Source organism: Bradyrhizobium sp. USDA 4472 (assembly GCF_054058595.1).
On the sequence record NZ_JBSSAM010000001.1, the window covers coordinates 2426677 to 2448514 of the forward strand.

At 64.4% G+C, this 21838-nt stretch carries 17 protein-coding genes and 2 pseudogenes; 13 read left to right on the plus strand and 6 right to left on the minus strand.

Annotated elements, in window-relative coordinates:
• The first annotated feature begins 1 nt into the window (after position 1).
• From nusA to pnp, 7 genes and pseudogenes are all read left to right on the plus strand, one after another.
• Positions 2-1612: a transcription termination factor NusA gene (gene nusA, locus ACVWZ4_RS11040; RefSeq protein ID WP_456700610.1), complete on the plus strand. Its 1611-nt coding sequence runs from the start codon at positions 2-4 to the stop codon at positions 1610-1612.
• Positions 1613-1635: 23 nt separating this feature from the next.
• Positions 1636-2319, plus strand: a complete 684-nt coding sequence (locus tag ACVWZ4_RS11045) for an RNA-binding protein (RefSeq protein WP_456740283.1) — start codon at positions 1636-1638, stop codon at positions 2317-2319.
• 70 nt (positions 2320-2389) lie between these two features.
• On the plus strand, positions 2390-5074 hold the full coding sequence (gene infB / locus ACVWZ4_RS11050; RefSeq protein ID WP_456700608.1) for a translation initiation factor IF-2: 2685 nt from the start codon (positions 2390-2392) through the stop codon (positions 5072-5074).
• A gap of 154 nt (positions 5075-5228) precedes the next feature.
• Entirely contained in the window at positions 5229-5672 is a 444-nt protein-coding gene (gene rbfA, locus ACVWZ4_RS11055) for a 30S ribosome-binding factor RbfA (RefSeq protein ID WP_456740284.1), read from the plus strand.
• Positions 5669-6787, plus strand: a complete 1119-nt coding sequence (truB, locus tag ACVWZ4_RS11060) for a tRNA pseudouridine(55) synthase TruB (RefSeq protein WP_456740285.1) — start codon at positions 5669-5671, stop codon at positions 6785-6787. Before rbfA ends, truB begins: the two co-directional genes overlap by 4 nt.
• A gap of 2 nt (positions 6788-6789) precedes the next feature.
• A pseudogene (gene rpsO, locus ACVWZ4_RS11065) lies at positions 6790-7060 on the plus strand (30S ribosomal protein S15).
• Positions 7061-7437: 377 nt separating this feature from the next.
• Positions 7438-9600, plus strand: a complete 2163-nt coding sequence (gene pnp, locus ACVWZ4_RS11070; RefSeq protein WP_456700605.1) for a polyribonucleotide nucleotidyltransferase — start codon at positions 7438-7440, stop codon at positions 9598-9600.
• Positions 9601-9812: 212 nt separating this feature from the next.
• On the opposite strand, the gene katG is transcribed toward pnp, so the two are convergent.
• A complete protein-coding gene (gene katG, locus ACVWZ4_RS11075) occupies positions 9813-11978 on the minus strand; it encodes a catalase/peroxidase HPI (RefSeq protein ID WP_456700604.1) in 2166 nt (721 codons plus the stop codon).
• Positions 11979-12091: 113 nt separating this feature from the next.
• On the opposite strand from katG, the gene ACVWZ4_RS11080 reads away from it, so the two are divergent.
• From ACVWZ4_RS11080 to ACVWZ4_RS11090, 3 genes are read left to right on the plus strand one after another with little or no spacing between them, the layout of a single operon-like run.
• Positions 12092-13018 (plus strand): LysR substrate-binding domain-containing protein, encoded by a 927-nt coding sequence (locus ACVWZ4_RS11080; RefSeq protein WP_456700603.1) that lies wholly within the window; start codon positions 12092-12094, stop codon positions 13016-13018.
• A 9-nt stretch (positions 13019-13027) separates the two neighbouring features.
• Positions 13028-13492 carry an N-acetyltransferase family protein gene (locus tag ACVWZ4_RS11085; protein ID WP_456740286.1) on the plus strand — a complete coding sequence of 155 codons (465 nt, stop codon included), beginning with the start codon at positions 13028-13030 and terminating at the stop codon, positions 13490-13492.
• On the plus strand, positions 13489-14085 hold the full coding sequence (locus tag ACVWZ4_RS11090) for a glutathione S-transferase family protein (protein ID WP_456700601.1): 597 nt from the start codon (positions 13489-13491) through the stop codon (positions 14083-14085). Before ACVWZ4_RS11085 ends, ACVWZ4_RS11090 begins: the two co-directional genes overlap by 4 nt.
• Here ACVWZ4_RS11090 and fabI read toward each other — a convergent pair.
• The 3 genes from fabI to fabA form a co-directional block, all read right to left on the minus strand.
• On the minus strand, positions 14082-14882 hold the full coding sequence (gene fabI / locus ACVWZ4_RS11095; RefSeq protein WP_456700600.1) for an enoyl-ACP reductase FabI: 801 nt from the start codon (positions 14880-14882) through the stop codon (positions 14082-14084). The two genes, ACVWZ4_RS11090 and fabI, sit on opposite strands and share 4 nt — an antisense overlap.
• 105 nt (positions 14883-14987) lie before the next feature.
• Complete coding sequence (gene fabB / locus ACVWZ4_RS11100; protein WP_456700599.1) at positions 14988-16211, minus strand: beta-ketoacyl-ACP synthase I; 1224 nt, start codon at positions 16209-16211, stop codon at positions 14988-14990.
• Between the two features lie 40 nt (positions 16212-16251).
• On the minus strand, positions 16252-16773 hold the full coding sequence (fabA, locus tag ACVWZ4_RS11105; RefSeq protein ID WP_092236766.1) for a bifunctional 3-hydroxydecanoyl-ACP dehydratase/trans-2-decenoyl-ACP isomerase: 522 nt from the start codon (positions 16771-16773) through the stop codon (positions 16252-16254).
• Positions 16774-17115: 342 nt separating this feature from the next.
• Between fabA and irrA the strand changes: the two genes are divergently transcribed.
• The gene (irrA, locus tag ACVWZ4_RS11110) at positions 17116-17604 is read left to right on the plus strand and encodes an iron response transcriptional regulator IrrA (protein WP_456700598.1); all 489 of its coding nucleotides are present in this window, start codon (positions 17116-17118) and stop codon (positions 17602-17604) included.
• Positions 17605-17698: 94 nt separating this feature from the next.
• On the opposite strand, the gene ACVWZ4_RS11115 is transcribed toward irrA, so the two are convergent.
• Positions 17699-18232 (minus strand): SH3 domain-containing protein, encoded by a 534-nt coding sequence (locus ACVWZ4_RS11115; RefSeq protein WP_456700597.1) that lies wholly within the window; start codon positions 18230-18232, stop codon positions 17699-17701.
• 310 nt (positions 18233-18542) lie between these two features.
• Between ACVWZ4_RS11115 and ACVWZ4_RS11120 the strand changes: the two genes are divergently transcribed.
• Complete coding sequence (locus tag ACVWZ4_RS11120) at positions 18543-19544, plus strand: 2-hydroxyacid dehydrogenase (RefSeq protein WP_456740287.1); 1002 nt, start codon at positions 18543-18545, stop codon at positions 19542-19544.
• Positions 19545-19567: 23 nt separating this feature from the next.
• Here the strand turns inward: ACVWZ4_RS11120 and ACVWZ4_RS11125 are convergent.
• Positions 19568-20372: pseudogene (locus ACVWZ4_RS11125) on the minus strand (HesA/MoeB/ThiF family protein).
• A gap of 91 nt (positions 20373-20463) precedes the next feature.
• Here ACVWZ4_RS11125 and ACVWZ4_RS11130 point away from each other — a divergent pair.
• Positions 20464-21825, plus strand: coding sequence for a serine protease (locus ACVWZ4_RS11130; RefSeq protein ID WP_456740288.1), 1362 nt, complete (start codon positions 20464-20466; stop codon positions 21823-21825).
• The last annotated feature ends 13 nt before the right edge of the window (positions 21826-21838 follow it).

Here is a 21838-nt window from a genome sequence, read left to right on the forward strand (position 1 = left end):
CATGGCAGTCAGCGCCAATCGACTTGAATTGCTCCAGATCGCCGACGCCGTCGCTCGCGAAAAATCGATCGATCGCGGCATCGTCATTGCGGCGATGGAAGATGCCATCGCCAAGGCAGCGCGCGCCCGTTACGGCAGCGAGACGGACGTTCACGCAGAGATCGATCCGAAGAAGGGCGAGCTGCGGCTGTCGCGGCACATGCTGGTGGTCGACAAGGTCGAAAACCATTCCAACCAGATTTCGCTGGTCGACGCGCAGCGTGCCAACCCCGGCGCCCAGGTCGGCGACACCATCGCCGACACCCTGCCGCCGCTGGAATACGGCCGCATCGCCGCGCAGTCGGCCAAACAGGTGATCGTGCAGAAGGTGCGCGAGGCCGAGCGCGACCGGCAATATCAGGAATTCAAGGACCGCATCGGCGACATCGTCAATGGCGTCGTCAAGCGCGTCGAGTATGGCAGCGTGATCGTCGATCTCGGCCGCGGCGAGGCCATCATCCGCCGCGACGAGATGCTGCCGCGCGAAGTGTTCCGCAATGGCGACCGCGTCCGCGCCTATATCTTCGATGTCCGCCGCGAGACCCGCGGCCCGCAGATCTTCCTCTCCCGCACCCATCCGCAGTTCATGGCGAAACTGTTCGCGCAGGAGGTGCCTGAGATCTACGACGGTATCGTGGAGATCAAGGCGGTGGCCCGCGATCCGGGCTCGCGCGCGAAAATCGGCGTGATTTCCCGCGATTCCTCCGTCGATCCGGTCGGCGCCTGCGTCGGTATGCGCGGCTCGCGCGTGCAGGCCGTGGTGAACGAATTGCAGGGCGAGAAGATCGACATCATCCCCTGGTCGCCGGACATCGCGACCTTCGTGGTCAACGCGCTGGCGCCGGCCGAGGTCTCCAAGGTCGTCATCGACGAGGACCGCGAGCGCATCGAGGTCGTGGTGCCCGACACCAACAACCAGCTCTCGCTGGCGATCGGCCGCCGCGGCCAGAACGTGCGTCTGGCCTCGCAGCTGACCGGCTGGGATATCGACATCCTGACCGAGCAGGAGGAATCGGAGCGCCGCCAGGCCGACTTCGAGAACTCCACCCGCGTCTTCATGGAATCGCTCAATGTCGACGAGGTGGTCGGCCAGCTGCTCGCCTCCGAAGGCTTCACCTCGGTCGAGGAACTCGCGATGGTGGACCTCAAGGAACTCGCGGGTATCGAGGGTTTTGACGAGGAGACCGCGCAGGAACTGCAGAGCCGCGCCCGCGAATATCTCGATCAGCAGGAAGCCGAGATCGAGGCCAAGCGCAAGGAACTCGGCGTCGAGGACGCCGTCAAGGACGTGCCCGGCGTGACCTCGAAGATGCTGGTGAAGTTCGGTGAGAACGACATCAAGACGGTCGAAGACCTCGCAGGCTGCGCCACCGACGATCTGGTCGGCTGGACCGAGCGCAAGGACGGCGGCGAGCAGGCCAAGTTTGCCGGCGCGCTCGACGGCCTCGGCATCTCCCGCGACGACGCGGAAGCCATGATCATGCAGGCCCGCGTCAAGGCCGGCTGGATCACCGAGGCTGACCTCGCCAAGCCGGCCCAAGAGGCTGACGCCGCCGAAGATCAGCCGGCTTAAGGACGAAGGAGAATGTCGCCCGGATGCTTGCCAGCACTGACAACGAACTTGACCATGGACCGCGGGCCGAAAGGTCCGCGACCATGCGCATGTGCGCGGTCAGCCGCGAAGTCCGGCCGATCGACGAGCTCATCCGCTTCGTCGTATCGCCCACCGGGGATATAGTTCCCGATCTCAAGCGCAAGCTGCCCGGACGGGGCATGTGGGTCACGGCGTCGCGGCAAGTGGTTGCGGAAGCGGTCCGGCGTCACCAATTTACCAAAGCCTTCAAACGCGACCTGCGCGTTTCTCCGACGCTTCCCGCCGACATCGAGGCGCTCCTGGTCCGGAGCGTGACCGAAGCCCTTGGGATCGCCGCCAAGGCGAGGCAGATCGTCGCCGGTTTCGGCAAGGTCGAAAGCGCCTTGCGGGAAGGCACGGCCGAGGTCCTGATCCATGCCAGCGACGGGGCCGGGGACGGAATCCGCAAGTTGGACATGCTGGCGCGGCAAAAAGCCGGAAATGACGGGGTCCAGCCCTCGATTCCGGTCATCACCGCATTGAAATCTGAAGAATTGGATTTGGCACTTACCCGGTCAAATGTGATACATGCTGCCCTGCTCGCAGGCCCGGCGAGCAAGTCATTCCTGTCGCGTAGCCAGATGCTGGTCCGATACCGGATGGCGGACGCTGACAAGACTGCCGAAAAGCCCGGCCAGGATTTCTGAGAGACACGACGACCCGATAGGACGGTGCGGCAACGCACAACACTGAATAAATCAGGATTAGGACTGCTGAATGGTTGATACCAAGACCCCAGACGACAAGAAGCTGAGCGTTCCGAGCAAGACGCTATCGCTCAAGCCGCGCGTCGAAACGGGCACTGTGCGCCAGAGCTTCAGCCATGGCCGCAGCAAGCAGGTCGTGGTCGAGAAGCGCGGCAAGCGCCGTATCGACGGCAGCCCGGAGCCGCAGGCGCCCGCGGCTGTCGCGAAGCCGGCGCCGGCCGCGCCGACACCCGCTCCCGCGCGCCCGGCTCCGCCCCGCAACTCCGGCTCCGGCGTCGTGCTCCGAACGCTGACCGAGGACGAACGCTCCGCCCGCGCCAGTGCGCTGGCCGATGCCAAGGTGCGCGAAATCGAAGAGCGTCGCCAGGCCGAGGAAGAGGCGCAGCGCCGCGCCGTCCGCGAGGCCGCCGAGCGCGCCGAGCGCGAAGCCGCTGAATCGCGCCGCAAGGCCGAGGAAGAGCGCCACCGTCACGAGGACGAAGCCAAGCGCAAGGCCGAGACAGAAGCCAAGAAGCGCTTTGGCGAAGGCGAGCAGCCGGCATCGGCCGCGCGTCCTGCGGCAGCCGCCCCGGCAACCCCCAGCGCTCCGCGCCCGGCGCCGACCACCACCCGACCCGGCGCGACGACCACCGCCCGTCCGGCAACCACCCCCGCGAGGCCGGGAGGCCCTGTGGGTCGCACGCCGGCCGTCGCAGCCGGACCGGACGAGGACGATGGTCCGCGCCAGATCCGCCGTGGCCCCGGCGGCGCCGCACGTCCCGTGGTCGCCCCCAAGCCCACGCACAAGCCCGGCCCGCAAAAGGAACGCGGCCGCCTCACGGTCGTGACCGCGCTCAATGCCGACGAGGTCCGCGAGCGTTCGATCGCCTCGTTCCGCCGCCGCACCCAGCGCCTGAAGGGTCATGCCGCGAACGAGCCGAAGGAAAAGCTCGTCCGCGAGGTGGTCATCCCGGAAGCGATCACCATCCAGGAACTCGCCAACCGCATGTCCGAACGCGCGGTCGACGTCATCCGCATGCTGATGAAGCAAGGCGCGATGCACAAGATCACCGACGTGATCGATGCCGATACCGCGCAACTGATCGCCGAAGAGCTCGGCCACACCGTCAAGCGCGTCGCCGCGTCGGACGTTGAAGAAGGCCTGTTCGACGCCGTCGACGATTCCACCGACACCGAGACGCGTTCGCCCGTGGTGACGGTGATGGGTCACGTCGACCACGGCAAGACCTCGCTGCTCGACGCGCTCCGCCATGCCAACGTTGTCTCCGGCGAAGCCGGCGGCATCACCCAGCATATCGGCGCCTATCAGGTGCTGTCGCCCGAAAGCGGCAAGAAGATCACCTTCATCGACACGCCCGGCCACGCCGCGTTCACCGCGATGCGCGCCCGCGGCGCCAAGGTCACCGACATCGTCGTGCTGGTGGTTGCGGCCGATGACGGCGTCATGCCGCAGACCGTCGAGGCCATCAACCACGCCAAGGCGGCCCGCGTGCCGATCATTGTTGCCATCAACAAGATCGACAAGCCCGACGCCAAGCCCGAGCGCGTGCGCACCGAGCTGCTCCAGCACGAGGTGCAGGTGGAATCCTTCGGCGGCGACGTCGTCGACGTCGAAGTGTCCGCCAAGAACAAGACCAATCTCGACAAGCTGCTCGAGATGATCGCGCTGCAGGCCGACATCCTCGAGCTGAAGACCAATTCGGAGCGTCCGGCCGAAGGTACCGTGATCGAGGCCAAGCTCGACCGCGGCCGTGGTCCGGTTGCGACCGTGCTGGTCCAGCGCGGCACGCTCCGCGTCGGCGACATCATCGTCGCCGGTGCCGAGATGGGCCGCGTCCGCGCGCTGATCTCGGATCAGGGCGAGACGGTGCAGGAAGCCGGTCCATCGGTGCCGGTCGAGGTGCTCGGCTTCAACGGTCCGCCGGAAGCCGGCGATCGTCTCGCGGTGGTCGAGAACGAAGCCCGCGCTCGTCAGGTCACCAGCTACCGCGCGCACCAGAAGCGCGAGAACGCGGCTGCTTCGATCTCCGGCATGCGCGGCTCGCTCGAGCAGATGATGTCGCAGCTGAAGACGGCGGGCCGCAAGGAATTCCCGCTGATCATCAAGGCCGACGTGCAGGGCTCGCTGGAAGCGATCCTCGGCTCGCTGGAGAAGCTCGGCACCGACGAGGTCGCTGCCCGCATCCTGCATGCCGGCGTCGGCGGCATCTCGGAATCCGACGTGACGCTCGCGGAGGGCTTCAACGCCGCGATCATCGGCTTCTCGGTTCGTGCCAACAAGGAGGCGGCGGCCGCCGCCAAGCGCAACGGCATCGAGATCCGTTACTACAACATCATCTACGACCTCGTGGACGACGTGAAGAAGGCGATGAGCGGTCTGCTCGCGCCGACCTTGCGCGAAACCATGCTGGGCAATGCCTCGATTCTGGAGATCTTCAACATCTCCAAGGTCGGCAAGGTGGCCGGCTGTCGCGTCACCGACGGCACCGTGGAACGCGGCGCCAATGTGCGCCTGATCCGCGACAACGTCGTCGTGCACGAAGGCAAGCTGTCGACGCTGAAGCGCTTCAAGGACGAAGTGAAGGAAGTCCAGTCCGGTCAGGAATGCGGCATGGCCTTCGAGAACTACCACGACATGCGCGCAGGCGATGTCATCGAGTGTTATCGCGTGGAGACGATCCAGCGCTCCCTGTAAGTCCAAATCTTACCGAAGCGTCCGGATCTTTTTGAGCTGAAATTGCGGGAGTGCGATGGCCGGATTTTATCCGGCCATCCGCGCCTCATTCGTTTCACAGGACAAACGACAATGCTCGTGTCCCAACGCGGGCACGACGAGGTGATTTTCGACCATGCCGCGCCATCATCAGAAAAAGACTTCCGCGCCCGGCGGCTCGCAGCGTCAGCTGCGCGTCGGCGAGCAGGTTCGCCACGCGATAGCCGAGATTCTGGCGCAAGGCAGCGTGCATGATGCGGACCTCGAAGGTCACATCATCACCGTGCCGGAGGTGCGGATGTCGCCTGATTTGAAGCTCGCGACAATCTACGTGATGCCGCTTGGTGGCCGCGACACCGAGCTCGTCATCGCTGCGCTCGAGCGCAACAGGAAATTCCTGCGCGGCGAGGTCGCGCGGCGCGTTAACCTGAAATTTGCACCTGACATTCGCTTCCGCGTCGACGAGCGATTCGACGAAGCGGAACGGATCGAGAAGCTTTTGCGAACACCTGCGGTGCAGAAGGACTTGGACAAGAATCCGGAACAGGATCCAGAGACGGATCGGGAAGAAGAGCAATGATGATGGACCCCGCTCACGGCGCGATCGACAGCGACGAGGCCGATACGCGCGACCTGCAGCGAAATAATTTTGCAGATGCCGGGGGCAATGCTCAACCGCATCACGAGACGCGTCGCGTCAACAACGATCCGCGCGCGGGCAAGCCGAAGGGCAATCAGCCGCGCCGCGACCGGCGCGACGTGCACGGCTGGGTCGTGCTCGACAAGCCGATCGGGATGACCTCGACGCAGGCCGTTGCCGTGCTCAAGCGCCTGTTCAACGCCAAGCGCGCTGGCCATGCCGGCACGCTCGATCCGCTCGCATCAGGTGGCCTGCCGATCGCGCTCGGCGAAGCCACCAAGACTGTTCCCTTCGTCATGGACGGCCGCAAGCGCTACCGTTTCACCGTGTGCTGGGGCGAGGAGCGCGATACCGACGATACCGAGGGCCAGGTCACCGCAAACTCGGACCAGCGCCCGACCCGTGAGGCCATCCTCGCCCTGCTGCCTCGATTTACCGGTGTGGTCGAGCAGGTTCCGCCGCGCTATTCGGCGATCAAGGTCCAGGGCGAGCGGGCCTATGATCTCGCCCGTGACGGCGAGGTCGTGGAGCTGGCTGCGCGTCCGGTCGAAATTCACCATTTAACCCTTGTAGATCAACCAGATAACGATCGAGCCGTATTCGAGGCCGAGTGCGGCAAGGGGACTTATGTCCGCGCGCTGGCCCGCGATATGGGCCGGATTCTTGGCACTTTCGGCCATATCTGTGCGCTCAGGCGAACCCTGGTCGGCCCGTTTGACGAAAATGACATGATTCCGCTGGATCAGTTGGAGGCTTTGTGCGATAGAGCCGCGTCCGGTGAGGGAAACCTCGCCGACGCGCTGATGCCTGTTGAGACCGCGCTGGACGACATCCCGGCACTGGCCGTCACTCGGGCTGATGCGGCAAGGCTCCATCGGGGCCAAGCCGTTTTGTTGCGCGGACGGGATGCGCCCACAAGTAGCGGCACAGTCTATGTCACGGTGGCAGGCCGTCTTTTGGCGCTTGCCGAAGTTGGCAATGGCGAAATCATCCCCAAGCGTGTGTTCAACCTGACCGGCTTGACTGCCTCAACCGGTCGCAACGAGAGAAATTGACGATGTCGATTGCCGCAGAACGCAAAAGCGGAAGTCATCAAGACGAATGCCACCAAGGCCGGCGACACCGGCTCGCCGGAGGTTCAGGTCGCGATCCTGTCGGAACGCATCAACAACCTGACCAACCACTTCAAGACCCACGTGAAGGACAACCATTCGCGTCGTGGCCTCCTGAAGCTGGTCTCGACCCGCCGTTCGCTCCTCGACTACCTGAAGAAGCGGGACGAGGCGCGGTACAAGGCGCTGCTCGAGAAGCACAACATTCGTCGTTAAGAGTTCTTGCGCGCGCCACCGGCGCGCGTTTTAGCGCGTGGTTTCGAGCGAAAGCGCTTGTTTTAAGGTTTTTGATCGAGGCTCACGCGTGCGTCCGGAGCGGGCCAATGAGGCTCCGCATCCGGGGCATGATCAGCGAAGACCGCGGTTCGGTGTTCGTGAACGTGCCGACTGACAGTCCAGCAGCAATCCGGCGGCTGGGCGCAACGGGCAAGGTGCCCGTATGACCCGAAAGGATGGACGCCATCCGACATCCAAAAACCATGGCAGGATCGCAGGACGCTGATCGCCCGCTCCGATCAGCGTCCTGCAATCTTGACATGGTTTTTGTTTTTCGAGCCGTCCCTTCTTTCGAGAACCCATGAAAGAAGACCTCTATGTTCAATAAGCATTCAGTCGAGATCGACTGGGGCGGACGCCCACTCAAGCTCGAAACCGGCAAGATCGCACGCCAGGCCGACGGCGCCGTCATCGCCACCTATGGCGAGACCGTGGTGCTCGCCACCGTCGTTGCGGCGAAGGCGCCGCGTGAAGGCGTCGACTTCCTGCCGCTGACCGTCGATTACCAGGAAAAGACCTACGCAGCTGGCCGCATTCCCGGCGGCTATTTCAAGCGCGAGGGCCGTCCGACCGAGAAGGAGACGCTGGTCTCCCGCCTGATCGACCGTCCGATCCGTCCGCTGTTCGTCGACGGCTGGCGCAACGAGACCCAGGTGATCGCCACCGTGCTGTCGCACGACATGGAGAACGATCCCGACATCGTCGCGCTGGTGGCTTCCTCGGCCGCGCTGACACTGTCGGGCGCGCCGTTCAAGGGCCCGATCGGCGCCGCCCGCGTCGGCTTCGCCAACGACGAGTTCATCCTCAACCCGACGCTCGACGAGATGGTCGACACCCAGCTCGACCTCGTCGTCGCCGGCACCGCCGACGCCGTGCTGATGGTGGAATCGGAAGCCAAGGAGCTGAACGAAGACATCATGCTCGGCGCCGTGATGTTCGGTCACCGCCACTTCCAGCCGGTCATCAAGGCGATCATCGAGCTCGCCGAGAAGGCCGCCAAGGAGCCGCGCGAGGTCACCGTCATCGACAATTCCGCGCTCGAGAAGGAAATGCTCGGCCTCGTCGAGCAGGAGCTGCGCTCCGCCTACGCCATTCCGGTCAAGCAGGATCGCTACGCGGCGGTCGGCAAGGTCAAGGAAAAGGTGATCGCCCACTACTTCCCCGAAGGGCAGGAGCCGAAATACGACAAGCTGCGCATCAGCGCCGTGTTCAAGGAGCTCGAGGCGAAGATCGTTCGCTGGAACATCCTCGACACCGGCAAGCGCATCGACGGACGTGACTCGAAGACCGTGCGCAACATCGTCGCCGAAGTCGGCGTGCTGCCCCGCGCCCACGGCTCGGCGCTGTTCACCCGCGGCGAGACCCAGGCGATGGTCGTGACCACGCTCGGCACCGGCGAGGACGAGCAGTACATCGACGCGCTGTCGGGAACGTACAAAGAGACGTTCCTGCTGCACTACAACTTCCCTCCCTACTCGGTCGGTGAGACCGGTCGCCTCGGCGGCACCAAGCGCCGCGAGATCGGCCACGGCAAGCTCGCCTGGCGCGCGATCCACCCCGTGCTGCCGCCGCATCACGAATTCCCCTACACCACGCGGGTGGTGTCGGAGATCACCGAATCGAACGGCTCGTCCTCGATGGCTTCGGTCTGCGGCGCCTCGCTCGCGCTGATGGATGCCGGTGTGCCGTTGAAGCGGCCGACCGCGGGCATCGCGATGGGCCTGATCCTCGAAGACAAGCGCTACGCGGTTCTCTCCGACATCCTCGGCGACGAGGATCATCTCGGCGACATGGACTTCAAGGTCGCGGGTACCGAACAGGGTATCACCTCGCTCCAGATGGACATCAAGATCGAGGGCATCACCGAGGAGATCATGAAGGTCGCGCTGGCCCAGGCCAAGGATGGTCGTATCCACATCCTCGGCGAGATGGCCAAGGCGCTCACCAACGCCCGCGCCGAACTCGGCGAATACGCGCCGCGCATCGAGACCTTCAAGATCGCCACCGACAAGATCCGCGAAGTGATCGGCACCGGCGGCAAGGTGATCCGCGAGATCGTCGAGAAGACCGGCGCCAAGGTCAACATCGAGGACGACGGCACCGTGAAGGTCGCCTCCTCCGACGGCGAAGCGATGAAGGCTGCGATCAAGTGGATCAAGTCGATCGCTTCCGATCCGGAAGTCGGCCAGATCTATGACGGCACCGTCGTCAAGGTGATGGAGTTCGGCGCCTTCGTGAACTTCTTCGGCTCCAAGGACGGTCTCGTCCACATCAGCCAGCTCGCGGCCAACCGGGTGCAGAAGACCTCCGACGTCGTCAAGGAAGGCGACAAGGTCAAGGTCAAGCTGCTCGGCTTCGACGATCGCGGCAAGACCCGCCTCTCGATGAAGGTCGTCGACCAGACCACCGGCGAAGACCTCGAAGGCAAGGACAGGGGCGGCGAGGGCGAGAAGGCCCCGCGCGAAGCGGCCGGCGAGTAGTCGCTCAAAGCCAACTCAGAAGCACGAAGGGCGGCCGAGAGGCCGCCCTTTTTGTTTGTGTTCGCTGAGAGAGCTGTGCTCCCTCTCCCGCTTGCGGGAGAGGGTCGGGGAGAGGGTTTCTCCGCGGAGCGATTCCCGATGAGGAAAGAAACCTCACCCGCCGCGCTTCGCGCGTCGACCTCTCCCGCACGCGGGAGAGGTGGAGCAACACCTCACGCCGCGAGGTCGAAGCGGTCGAGGTTCATCACCTTGGTCCAGGCCTTGGCGAAGTCCTGCACGAACTGCTGCTTGGCATCCGACGAGGCATAGACCTCGGCGAAGGCGCGGAGCTGCGAGTGCGAGCCGAAGATCAGATCGGCGCGCGAGCCGGTCCATTTCACCGCATTGGTCTTGCGGTCGCGGCCCTCATAGGAGCCGTCGGCAACAGGTGTCCACGCCGTGCCCATGTCGAGCAGGTTGACGAAATAGTCGTTGGACAGCGTGCCGACCTTGGAGGTGAAGACGCCGTGCTTCGACCCGTTCGCATTGGCACCGAGCACGCGCAGGCCGCCGACGAGCACCGTCAGCTCGGGACCGGTGAGCTTGAGAAGCTGCGCGCGATCGACGAGTGCTTCCTCTTCCCGCATGAACTGATGCTTCTTGCCGACATAGTTGCGGAAGCCGTCAGCCCGCGGCTCCAGCGGCGCGAAGGAGGCGGCGTCAGTCTGCTCCTGCGACGCATCCATGCGGCCCGGCGTGAAGCCGACTTTCACGTCGACGCCGGCATCCTTGGCGGCCTTCTCGACCGCGGCAGAACCGCCGAGCACGATCAGGTCGGCGATCGAGACCTTCTTGGCGCCTGAAGAGGCGTTGAAGTCCTTCTGGATCGCTTCGAGCTTGCCGAGCACCTTGGCGAGCTGGGCCGGCTGGTTGACCTCCCAGTCCTTTTGCGGGGCAAGGCGGATACGCGCACCGTTGGCGCCGCCGCGCTTGTCCGAACCACGGAACGTCGAGGCCGACGCCCAGGCGGTCGACACCAGCTCGGGCACCGAGAGGCCCGAACCCAGGATCTTGCTCTTGAGCGACGCGATGTCCTGATCGGAGACCAGCTCGTGATCGACCTTCGGGATCGGATCCTGCCAGATCAGCGTCTCCTTCGGCACCAGCGGGCCGAGGTAGCGTTGGACCGGACCCATGTCGCGGTGGGTCAGCTTGAACCAGGCGCGGGCGAACGCGTCCGCGAACTGGTCGGGGTTTTCGAGGAAGCGGCGCGAGATCTTCTCATAGGCCGGATCGAACCGTAGCGAGAGGTCGGTGGTCAGCATCGTCGGGCGATGCTTCTTCGACTTGTCGAACGGATCCGGAATGATCGCCTCGGCACCCTTGGCCACCCATTGGTTCGCACCACCGGGGCTCTTCGTCAGCTCCCATTCGTACTTGAACAGGTTCTCGAAGAAGTTGTTGCTCCACTTCGTCGGCGTCGTCGTCCAGGTCACTTCGAGACCGCTGGTGATGGAATCGCCGGCGAGGCCCGAAGCATGCTTGCTCTTCCAGCCGAGGCCCTGATCTTCCAGCGCGCCGGCTTCCGGCTCGGGTCCGACCAGCGACGGATCACCCGCGCCATGGGTCTTGCCGAAGGTGTGGCCGCCGGCGATCAGCGCGACGGTTTCCTCGTCGTTCATCGCCATGCGGAAGAAGGTCTCGCGGATGTCCTTGGCCGCGGCGACCGGATCCGGCTTGCCGTTCGGGCCCTCCGGATTGACGTAAATGAGACCCATCTGCACGGCGCCGAGCGGTTCGGCGAGCTGGCGTTCGCCGCTGTAGCGCTCATCGCCAAGCCAGGTGCCTTCCGGACCCCAATAGAGCTCTTCCGGCTCCCAGACGTCGGCACGGCCACCAGCGAAGCCAAAGGTCTTGAAGCCCATCGATTCCAGCGCGACGTTGCCGGCCAGCACCATCAGGTCGGCCCAGGAAATCTTGCGGCCGTATTTCTGCTTGATCGGCCAGAGCAGCCGGCGCGCCTTGTCGAGGTTGGCATTGTCGGGCCAGGAGTTGAGCGGCGCGAAACGCTGCTGACCGGCACCGGCGCCGCCGCGGCCGTCGGTGATGCGATAGGTCCCCGCGCTGTGCCAGGCCATGCGGATCATCAGGCCGCCGTAATGACCGAAATCGGCGGGCCACCATTCCTGCGAATCCGTCATCAGGGCGGTGAGGTCCTTGATGACCGCGTTCAGGTCGAGCGTCTTGAATTCCTTGGCATAGTCGAATTCCTTGCCCATCGGATCGGACAGGCTGGAATTCTTGTGCAGCATCTCGATGCTGAGATTGGTGGGCCACCAGTCGCGGTTTGCTGGCACGCGTTTGCCGCCCGAAAACGGGCACTTCGAAGTGTCGTCCATGAATACCTCCTCTGGTGCGCCGCATCAGCGCCATTGACCAGGTCGAACCACTCTAGGCGCCGCCTTCGATCAGGGGAAGTTGACTTTAATGATCGCTGCGATAGGTTTTTCTGATGATCAATCTGACGCTGCGCCAGCTGCGATATTTCGACGCATTGGCGCGCCATGGCCATTTCGGCCGCGCGGCGGAGGCTTGTTCCATCTCGCAGCCGGCGCTGTCGATGCAGATCAAGGAATTGGAGGAGGCGCTCGGCGGGCTGCTGCTGGAGCGCAGCGCGCGCCAGGTGGCGCTGACCCGGTTCGGCGAGGAGCTCGCCCAGCGCGTCCGCGATATCCTGCGCTCGGTCGATGAGCTCGGCGACTTTGCCCGCGCCTCGCAGGACCGTTTTGCGGGCCGGCTGCGCATCGGCATGATCCCGACCATCGCGCCGTATCTCCTGCCCAAGATCACCAAGAACCTCACGCGCATGCATCCGGAGCTCGACATCCGGGTGCGCGAGACCATGACGCCGCGGCTGATCCAGGAACTGTTGGAAGGCCGGCTCGATACCGCGATCGTCGCGCTGCCGGTCTCCGAACCCTCGCTCACCGAGGTCGCCCTGTTCGAGGAGAAATTCCTGCTGGTGCGGCCGGGCACGGACGCCGGCACGCCGGCGCCATCACGCGAGATGATGCGTGAGATGCGGCTGTTGCTGCTCGAAGAAGGCCATTGCTTCCGCGACCAGGCGCTGTCGTTCTGCAACATGCAGTCGGCGCCGCCACGCGAGATGCTGGATGCGAATTCGCTGTCGACGCTGGTCCAGATGGTCAGCGCCGGCATCGGCGTTACGCTTATTCCCGAGATGGCGGTGTCGGTGGAGACGCGATCGGCCTCGGTCTCGCTGTCGCGCTTCCGCGACCCCGAACCGTCGCGCACCATCGGCATGGTCTGGCGCAAGACCAGCCCGCTGGCCCGCCAGCTGCTGCAAATCTCCGAAGTCGTATGCCTGTCGGCCGGCAAGGCACGCCCGCGCCACGCCGTGCGCAGCCAGAAGGCTTGAGAGACCACGATGTCGGATCCGATCATCCGCCCCGCCCGCAGTGAGGAATATGACGAGATCGGCCGCGTCTGGATGGAAAGCTGGGTCTCGACCGGGCTCGCCGAGGCCAGCCAATTCCTGCTGGCCAATTTGCGTGCGCGCATCCGGCGCGAGATCGAAAACGGCTGGAGCCTGTTCGTCGCCGACGATCACGGCACCATCGCCGCGATGCTCGCGCTGCATCTGCCGAAGCTCTATCTCGACATGCTGTTCGTCGGGCCGGTCTATCAGGGACAATCGCTCGGACGAAAACTGCTTGCCTTCACGCGCACGCAATTGCCCGACGAGATGTATCTGCGCTGCGTCCGCGAGAACGAAAAGGCCTGGCGCTGGTACGAGCGCGAAGGCTTTGTGTTCGAGAAGGAAGAGCTCGAGCCGTCGAACGGGTTCATGATGAAGTGCTACCGGTGGAAGAGGAAAGGCCCGCTCCCATGATCAAGCTCTATTGGTCGCCCCGCTCGCGTTCGTTCTCGACGCTCTGGCTGATGGAAGAGAGCGGCCTGCCCTACGAGCGGGTGCTGACCGACATTTCGACGGGTGCGCAGAAGGCCCCGGATTATTTGAAGGTCAATCCGATGGGCAAGGTGCCGGCGCTCGCCGACGGCGAAGCCGCGCTTGGCGAGGCCGCCGCGATCTGCGCCTATATCGCCGACCGTTACCCCGAGACGAAGCTCGCGCCCGCAATCACCGATCCGCGGCGCGCGCGCTATCTGCAATGGCTGTTCTTCTCGCCCAGCTGCATCGAGCCGGCGATCATCCAGATCTTCACCAAGATCGAGGTGCCGACCTCGACTGCGGCCTGGGGCAGTGCGACGCAAGTGTTCGATGTCCTGGAGGCCGCGCTCGAAAAGGGGCCGTGGATTCTCGGAGAGGAATTTTCCGCCGCCGACGTCACGATCGGATCGGGGCTGAATTTCGCGGTGCGCCTGTTCAAGATGGTGCCGACGCGGCCGGCCTTCGACGCCTATATCGCGCGTTGCATGGCGCGGCCCGCCTTCCAGCGCGCGGAGACGATCGCGGCGGGTTAACCTTCCGCCTTCAAATCGTCCGGCCGCGGCATCAGCACGATGTTGTAGCCGGAATCGACATAATGGATCTCGCCGGTCACGCCGCCCGAGAGATCAGACAGCAGATACAGCGCCGAGCCGCCGAGTTCGTCGAGCGTGACGCCGCGGCGCAGCGGCGAATGCTTCTGCATGAACGCGAACATCGCGCGCGCTTCGCCGATGCCGGAACCGGCGAGCGTACGGATGGGGCCCGCGGAGATCGCGTTGACGCGGATGCCGCGGGGCCCGAAATCGGAGGCCAGATAGCGCACCGACGCTTCCAGCGCCGCCTTGGCCACGCCCATGACGTTGTAATTCGGCATCGAGCGTTCCGAGGCGCCGAAGGTCAGCGTGATCATGCTGCCGCCGTCCGTCATCAGCTCGGCCGCGCGCTTCGCGACCTCCGTGAACGAGAAGCAGGAGATCACCATGGTGCGCGAGAAATTCTCGCGGCTGGTGTCGGCGTAGCGACCCTTCAGCTCGTTCTTGTCTGCAAAGCCGATGGCGTGGATGACGAAATCGAGCTTGCCCCATTTTTCACGCAAGACGTCGAACGTCGCATCGACGCCGGCAATGTCCTCGACGTCACAAGGCAGCACCAATTCCACGCCGAGCGATTCCGCGAGCGGCTTGACGCGCTTGCCGAGGGCCTCGCCCTGGAAGGTGAAGGCAAGCTCGGCGCCGTGAGCATGCAGCGTCTTCGCCATGCCCCAGGCGATCGAATGATCATTGGCGATGCCCATGACCAGACCGCGCTTGCCTTTCATCAAACCTTCCATCTCGGGATCACCTCCGCTTTCGGCATGCCCAAGCAGAAGCGCGAAGACGCGCTTCGCGCTTTTGCCGGCTATGACGAGAAAATCTACGATGCGCCAACGACGCCGTCACACGTCCATCCGGCTGAACACCAGCGTGGCGTTGGTGCCGCCGAAGCCGAACGAGTTCGACAGAACGGTGCCAATCTTGACGTTGTCGATGCGCTTGCGCACGATCGGCATGTCCGCGAACACGGGATCGAGCTCCTGGATGTGCGCGCTCTCGCAGATGAAGCCGTTGTTCATCATCAGCAGGGAGTATATGGCCTCCTGCACGCCGGTGGCGCCCAGCGAGTGGCCGGTCAGCGCCTTGGTCGCCGAGATCGGCGGACACTTTTCGCCGGCGCCGAATACCCGACGCAACGCGTCGATCTCAGGCGGATCGCCGGCCGGCGTCGAGGTGGCGTGCGGATTGATGTAGTCGACCTTGGTCTTTACCGTCGACATCGCCATGCGCATGCAGCGCTCGGCGCCTTCGCCCGACGGCGCGACCATGTCGTAGCCGTCCGAGGTCGCGCCATAGCCGACGATCTCGCCGTAGATGCGTGCGCCGCGCGCCTTGGCATGCTCGAACTCTTCCAGCACCAGCACCCCGGCGCCGCCGGCAATGACGAAGCCGTCGCGGTTGAGGTCGTAGGGACGCGAGGCGGTGGCGGGCGTGTCGTTATACTTCGAGGACATCGCGCCCATGGCGTCGAACAGCACCGACAGCGACCAGTCGAGCTCTTCGCACCCGCCGGCGAAGATCACGTCCTGCTTGCCGATCTGGATCGTTTCATAGGCGTTGCCGACGCAATGGTTCGACGTCGCACAGGCCGAGGAGATCGAATAGTTCACGCCCTTGATCTTGAACCAGGTCGCGAGCGTCGCCGACGCGGTGGACGACATCGCCTTCGGCACGGCAAAGGGACCGACGCGCTTCGGCCCCTTGGTGCGGGTGATGTCAGCGGCTTCGACGATGGTGCGCGCCGAAGGGCCACCGGAACCCATGATGATGCCGGTGCGGATGTTGGAGACCTCGTCGGGCGACAGACCGGAGTCCTGAATCGCCTGCTCCATCGCGACATGATTCCACGCGGCGCCCTGACCGAGGAAGCGCATCGCGCGGCGGTCGACCACTGTCGAGGGATCGAGCGTCGGCGCACCTTGCACCTGCGAACGGAAGCCAAGCTCGGCATATTTCTCGGCTCGTGAAATCCCGGACTTCGCCTCGTGAAGGCTCGCAAGCACTTCCTGGGTGTTGTTTCCGATCGACGAGACGATACCCATCCCGGTGACCACAACCCGCCTCATGACACCCTCGCCTCTATCGTTGTCTTCTTGGTGATGCGCGTTAGCCCAGGCTCGTGCCCTGCTTGAACAGGCCGACCTTCAGATCCTTCGCGCGATAAATAATCTGGTCATCGACCGAAAGCCATCCATCGGCGATGCCGAGCACGAGCTTTGAGCGCATCACGCGCTTGATATCGACGTTGTACACAACCTTGCGGGCCTCAGGCAGCACCTGGCCGCTGAACTTTAATTCGTTCAAACCGAGTGCACGGCCTCGACCTTCGCCTCCGGTCCAGCCCAGATAGAATCCGACCATTTGCCACAACGCATCGAGGCCGAGGCAGCCGGGCATGACGGGATCGTTCTTGAAGTGGCAGCCGAAGAACCAGAGGTCGGGTTTCACGTCGAGCTCGGCGCGCACCACGCCCTTGCCGAACTCGCCGCCATTGTCGTTGATTTCCGTGATGCGGTCGAACATGAGCATCGGCGGCAGCGGCAGCTGAGCATTGCCCGGCCCGAACATCTCGCCGCGAGCACACGCCAGCAAATCCTCGTAGTCGTAACCGTTGCGCCTGTTCAGCATGCGGAAGCCTCTGTTCTAACCCCGATCGCGTGGCGTTTCTGGCAAAATGAGCCCCGTGCTGCCTGGAGGCAACACCAATTGCCGAGGCGCCAGTCCCGAGAGCCGGATCGACCGGTGGCCGGACACCCAATACCTGGCTGCGCCAAATCGGTTAGGCGGAACCGCGCGCTCTCTAACACAGGCCTTTTCGGGTAGCAAAGCCGTCCCATGAAGGTAGAATGAAGGCAGGTACGAGCGGTTCCCCTCGGGTTAGAACCGCTCTAGTTGCGAGAAACTTGCATCTGCATCTATCTGTCCATATATTGCGGACAGATAGTGTTCACGCGTGCCCGAATTCTGGAAATGAGCGAAAACAACGCGATCCATCACGACGAAGACGCCCATGCGGCCCTTCTGGCGGGCCGTCAGCCGGCCCTGACCGGCTGCCCCTGGCACGACGTCAATGAAATGCTGCAGTCTGCCGGCCTGCGCCCGACGCGCCAGCGCATGGCTTTGGGCTGGCTGCTGTTCGGCAAGGGTGCACGCCACCTCACGGCTGAAATGCTCTACGAGGAAGCGACGCTGGCCAAGGTCCCGGTCTCGCTCGCGACCGTCTACAACACCCTGAACCAGCTGACCGATGCCGGCCTGCTGCGCCAGGTCAGCGTCGATGGCACCAAGACCTATTTCGACACCAACGTCACCACCCACCACCATTACTACCTCGAGAACAGCCATGAGCTGGTCGATATCGAGGATCCGCATCTGGCGCTGTCCAAGATGCCGGAGGTGCCTGATGGTTACGAGATCGCGCGTATCGACATGGTCGTCCGCCTGCGCAAGAAGCGCTGAGATTCGCCGAAATCTGAGATCGTGATGGCCGGACCAAAGCGGTCCGAAGGACGAGCTGCGCTCGCCCATGCCCGGCCATTGTCGTTTCAGGCCGTCAATTCACCTGCTCGTCCGCATAGACGCCCCACAGGCGTTCCTGCTGGATCCAGCCGTCAAAGCCGTTGCCGGTGACGTGGCACCAGCTGGTGGTGCACTTTTTCACCTGCGTGACGACGCCGGCCTGGAGCTTTGCGGCCACTGCACTGTCGGCATCGGCGCGGTCATAGATCGGCGCGAGCTCGTCCTTGTGCTTCATGGTGACGACCGCAGTGCGGCGGCCCGACAGCAGCGAATGATAGACCCAGCCTTCGGCACCTTCGGAATCGCGCACCCGGCGCCAGTTCTCGAACTCGGCGGTAATTTCGACCGGCAGGCCTGCGCGGGTATAGACCCACGCCACGTCATTGTCCTTGGTTGGACCGGCCCGGACATTCACGTGATCCGATTTGAGGCTGACATAGCGCGGCACCGGCAGGCCGCTGGCGGTCTGGGGCGTCGCGGCGTCCTTCGCCGAATGCCCGGGGCCGACCGAGGCGCTCCACCAGGTGCAAACGAGCGCCATCACCGAACAAAAACGCCCCAACGCCATCAACCTGTCTCCCGTCGAGGAACCGGCTAAACCAGGTCCTCACCCCGAATTCCAAAACCTGCCGCGCAATTCCCTCCCGCCCACGCGGGTGTTCCCTAAGCCAACTTGTCTTGGCCCGGCCTTCTGCTAGAGAGGACGGACATCTGAACAACCAGTTTGCCCCGATTTTCCCGCCGGAAAGTAGGGGACAGCTTGAAGGAAACGCCGGGGACGACACGGCCAGGACAGTGTCGAACAACCGGGTTAATGAGGCCTCAACGGCCGGCCTTTGGCGACAGAGGCGGCCTGCAACGCCTCATGAGGGCAGGACATGTCGGTGAAGAAAAAGCCCCTCGTCGTGGTGACGCGCAAGCTGCCGGACTCGATCGAGACCCGGATGCGCGAGCTGTTCGACGCACGCATCAATCTCGACGACACACCAATGTCGGCCGAGCAGATCGCCGAAGCCGCACGCACCGCCGACATCCTGGTTCCGACTGTTACCGACCACATCGGCGCCGAGATCGTCAATCAACCCGACTGCAGGCTCCGCCTCATCGCCAATTTCGGCAACGGCGTGGACAATATCGACGTCGAGGCCGCGCATGCTCGCGGCATCACCGTCACCAACACGCCGAAAGTCCTGACCGAAGACACGGCCGACATGACCATGGCGCTGATCCTGGCCGTGCCGCGCCGGATGATCGAAGGCGCCATGGTGCTGACGGAGGGAAAACCCTGGGCCGGATGGTCGCCGACCTGGATGCTCGGCCACCGCATCGGCGGCAAACGCCTCGGCATCATCGGCATGGGCCGCATCGGCCAGGCGGTCGCGCGCCGCGCCCGCGCCTTCGGCCTGCAGATCCACTATCATAACCGCCGTCCCGTGGCGCCCGTCATCGCCGAAGAGCTTGGGGCGACCTACTGGGAAAGCCTCGACCAGATGCTGGCGCGGATGGACATCATCTCGGTGAACTGTCCGCACACGCCGGCGACCTATCATCTGCTCTCGGCGCGTCGGCTGAAGCTGATCCGGAAAGACGCCTACATCGTCAACACGGCGCGCGGCGGCGTGACGGACGAAGACACGCTGATCAAGCTGATCGAAGGCGGCGAGATCGGCGGTGCCGGCCTCGACGTCTACGAGCACGAGCCTGCGGTCAACCCAAAGCTGGTGCGGCTTGCGAAAGCCGGCAAGGTGACGCTGATGCCGCACATGGGCTCGGCCACGATCGAAGGCCGCGTCGAGATGGGCGAGAAAGTGATCATCAACATCCGCACCTTCCTCGACGCCCACAAGCCGCCGGATCGCGTGCTGCCGAGCATGCTCTGAGGGTGCGCAAAGACCTGTCGCGCTCAGGTGCGATGGGCCGTGAGATCTGACATCACCGGCCCATCGCCATTGAGCGGATTGGCCGGATCGCGCGCGTAACGCAGCGTCTCGAAGCGCATCGCGCGCGCGTCGATCATCAGGAGGCGGCCGACCAGGCCGTCGCCGAAACCGACGATCTCGCGGATCGCCTCCAGCGCCATCATCGATCCCATCACGCCGGCAAGCGCGCCCATGACGCCGGCCTCCGCGCAGGCCGGCACGGCACCCGGGCGGCGGCGCTTCCGGAAACAGGCAACGATAGGTCGGATTGAATTCGCCCTGTTCGTCCTTTTCATGCGCACGGATGGTGGTGAGTGAACCATCGAAGGTGCCGAGCGCCGCCGTGATCAGCGGCCGTTTCGCGAAGAAGCAGGCGTCGGAGGCCAGATAGCGCGTCGAGAAATTGTCGGACCCATCGAGCACGAGATCGTAGTCGCCGATCAGGCTCAGCGCATTGTCGGCATTGAGCCAGGTGGCGTGGCCGACGAAGCGGACATGCGGATTGAGCGCCGCGATCCGCTCGGCCGCGCTCTCGACCTTGTGCCGGCCGATATCAGGTGTCGTGTGGATCACCTGGCGCTGAAGGTTGGACAGCGACACCACGTCGTCATCGACCACGCCGAGTGTTCCGACGCCGGCGGCCGCCAGATACATCAGAGCAGGCGCGCCGAGCCCGCCGGCGCCGATCACCAGCACCGAGGCCCGCTTCAGCGCGGCCTGGCCGGGGCCGCCGACATCGCGCAGCACGATATGGCGGGCATAGCGTTCGAGTTCGTCCGGGCTCAGCACCTTCTCTTACTCCTGAACCACCCCAACATTGTTCGCGACCAACGAGATGTGCTTCAATCGCAGCGCGTTCAATGGGCCGACTGGATTTGTCATGAGATCGATGCTTGCGGCAACACTGATGTTGGCATCTGCCACAGGCGCCAGCGCCCAGATGACGGCGCCACAGATCCCCGGCACCAGGCCGAAGGTCGTCCAGACCGTTCCGATCAAGCCGCCCGCCCTGCAAACGCCGTCGGAAACGGCCGACGCGATGGCGCAGGCCGAGCGGCTGTCGCTGCAATCCGACCTCGCCTGGGTCGGCGAATATAACGGCGCCATTACTGGCGATGTCAGCTCACGCATGGTCGACGCCATCAAGGAGTACCAGAAGGCCAAGGGCGGCAAGCCGACCGGCGTGCTCAATCCGCAGGAGCGCGCGGCGCTCGCCGAAACGGCGCGGCGCAAGCAGGACAGCGTCGGCTGGAAAATCGTGACAGAGATGACGAGCGGCGCGCGGCTCGGCATCCCGTCCAAACTGGTGCCGCAGCAGGTCACCGACGCCAACGGCTCGAAATGGACCTCGCCGACCGGCACGGTGCAGGTGCTGCTGAGCCGCCACAAGGAGGCGAACCCGTCCACGGCAAAGCTCGCCGAAACCGAAAAGAAGGAGCCGGCCGGCCGCAAGGTCGACTACACCGTGGTGAAGCCCGACTTCTTCGTGCTGTCGGGCTTGCAGGGCCTGAAGAAGTTTTATGTGCGCGGCACCTTCAAGGGCGACGAAGTCCGCATCATGACGATCCTGTACGACCAGGCGACCGAGAACACGGTCGAGCCGGTCGTGATCGCGATGTCGAGCGCGTTCAATGCGTTTCCATCGGGCCCACAAGCCGGACCGCCGCCACGCAAGACCGTCGAATACGGCACCGGCGTCGTCGTCAGCGACGACGGCGCGATTCTGGCGGATCGTCTCGTCACCGATTCCTGTCTCGCCATCACCATCGGCGGCTACGGCAATGCCGACCGCATCGCCGAGGACAAGGAGCACGATCTCGCGCTGCTGCACATCTATGGCGCCCGCCGCCTGACGCCGCTCAGCCTCGCCGGCGGCGCGGCGAAGACCGTTGTCGATGTCGTCGGCATCGCCGATCCGCAAAACCAAGGCGGCGCAGCCGGCGTGTCGAGCATCACAAGCGCGCTGGCGCAGGTGACATCCAGCGATTCCGCGCTGTCTCCACCGCCGGCCGTCGGCTTCTCCGGCAGCCCGGCCATTGACGGCGACGGCAAGTTCGCCGGCGTCGCGCTGTTGAAGCCGGCGATGGTCGCAGGTCCTGCGACCGCCGCGCCCGCGTCACAAGCGGTGATGGTGTCCGCGGACACGGTGCGCGATTTCCTGAAGGCGAACGCGGTCACCGCAAACGGCACCTCGACGGATGCAAAGGCCGCCGTGGTGCGCGTCATCTGCGTGCGAAAGTAGGTTGAGCGCCACC

Coding starts and splice junctions, on each gene's coding strand:
- ACVWZ4_RS11130 (WP_456740288.1), top strand. CDS start 20,464: ATGAGATCGATGCTTGCGGCAACACTGATGTTGGCATCTGCCACAGGC.
- truB (WP_456740285.1), top strand. CDS start 5,669: ATGATGATGGACCCCGCTCACGGCGCGATCGACAGCGACGAGGCCGAT.
- rbfA (WP_456740284.1), top strand. CDS start 5,229: ATGCCGCGCCATCATCAGAAAAAGACTTCCGCGCCCGGCGGCTCGCAG.
- fabA (WP_092236766.1), bottom strand. CDS start 16,773: ATGCTGAACAGGCGCAACGGTTACGACTACGAGGATTTGCTGGCGTGT.
- irrA (WP_456700598.1), top strand. CDS start 17,116: ATGAGCGAAAACAACGCGATCCATCACGACGAAGACGCCCATGCGGCC.
- katG (WP_456700604.1), bottom strand. CDS start 11,978: ATGGACGACACTTCGAAGTGCCCGTTTTCGGGCGGCAAACGCGTGCCA.
- ACVWZ4_RS11080 (WP_456700603.1), top strand. CDS start 12,092: ATGATCAATCTGACGCTGCGCCAGCTGCGATATTTCGACGCATTGGCG.
- ACVWZ4_RS11115 (WP_456700597.1), bottom strand. CDS start 18,232: ATGGCGTTGGGGCGTTTTTGTTCGGTGATGGCGCTCGTTTGCACCTGG.
- fabI (WP_456700600.1), bottom strand. CDS start 14,882: ATGGAAGGTTTGATGAAAGGCAAGCGCGGTCTGGTCATGGGCATCGCC.
- pnp (WP_456700605.1), top strand. CDS start 7,438: ATGTTCAATAAGCATTCAGTCGAGATCGACTGGGGCGGACGCCCACTC.
- infB (WP_456700608.1), top strand. CDS start 2,390: ATGGTTGATACCAAGACCCCAGACGACAAGAAGCTGAGCGTTCCGAGC.
- nusA (WP_456700610.1), top strand. CDS start 2: ATGGCAGTCAGCGCCAATCGACTTGAATTGCTCCAGATCGCCGACGCC.
- ACVWZ4_RS11120 (WP_456740287.1), top strand. CDS start 18,543: ATGTCGGTGAAGAAAAAGCCCCTCGTCGTGGTGACGCGCAAGCTGCCG.
- fabB (WP_456700599.1), bottom strand. CDS start 16,211: ATGAGGCGGGTTGTGGTCACCGGGATGGGTATCGTCTCGTCGATCGGA.
- ACVWZ4_RS11045 (WP_456740283.1), top strand. CDS start 1,636: ATGCTTGCCAGCACTGACAACGAACTTGACCATGGACCGCGGGCCGAA.
- ACVWZ4_RS11090 (WP_456700601.1), top strand. CDS start 13,489: ATGATCAAGCTCTATTGGTCGCCCCGCTCGCGTTCGTTCTCGACGCTC.
- ACVWZ4_RS11085 (WP_456740286.1), top strand. CDS start 13,028: ATGTCGGATCCGATCATCCGCCCCGCCCGCAGTGAGGAATATGACGAG.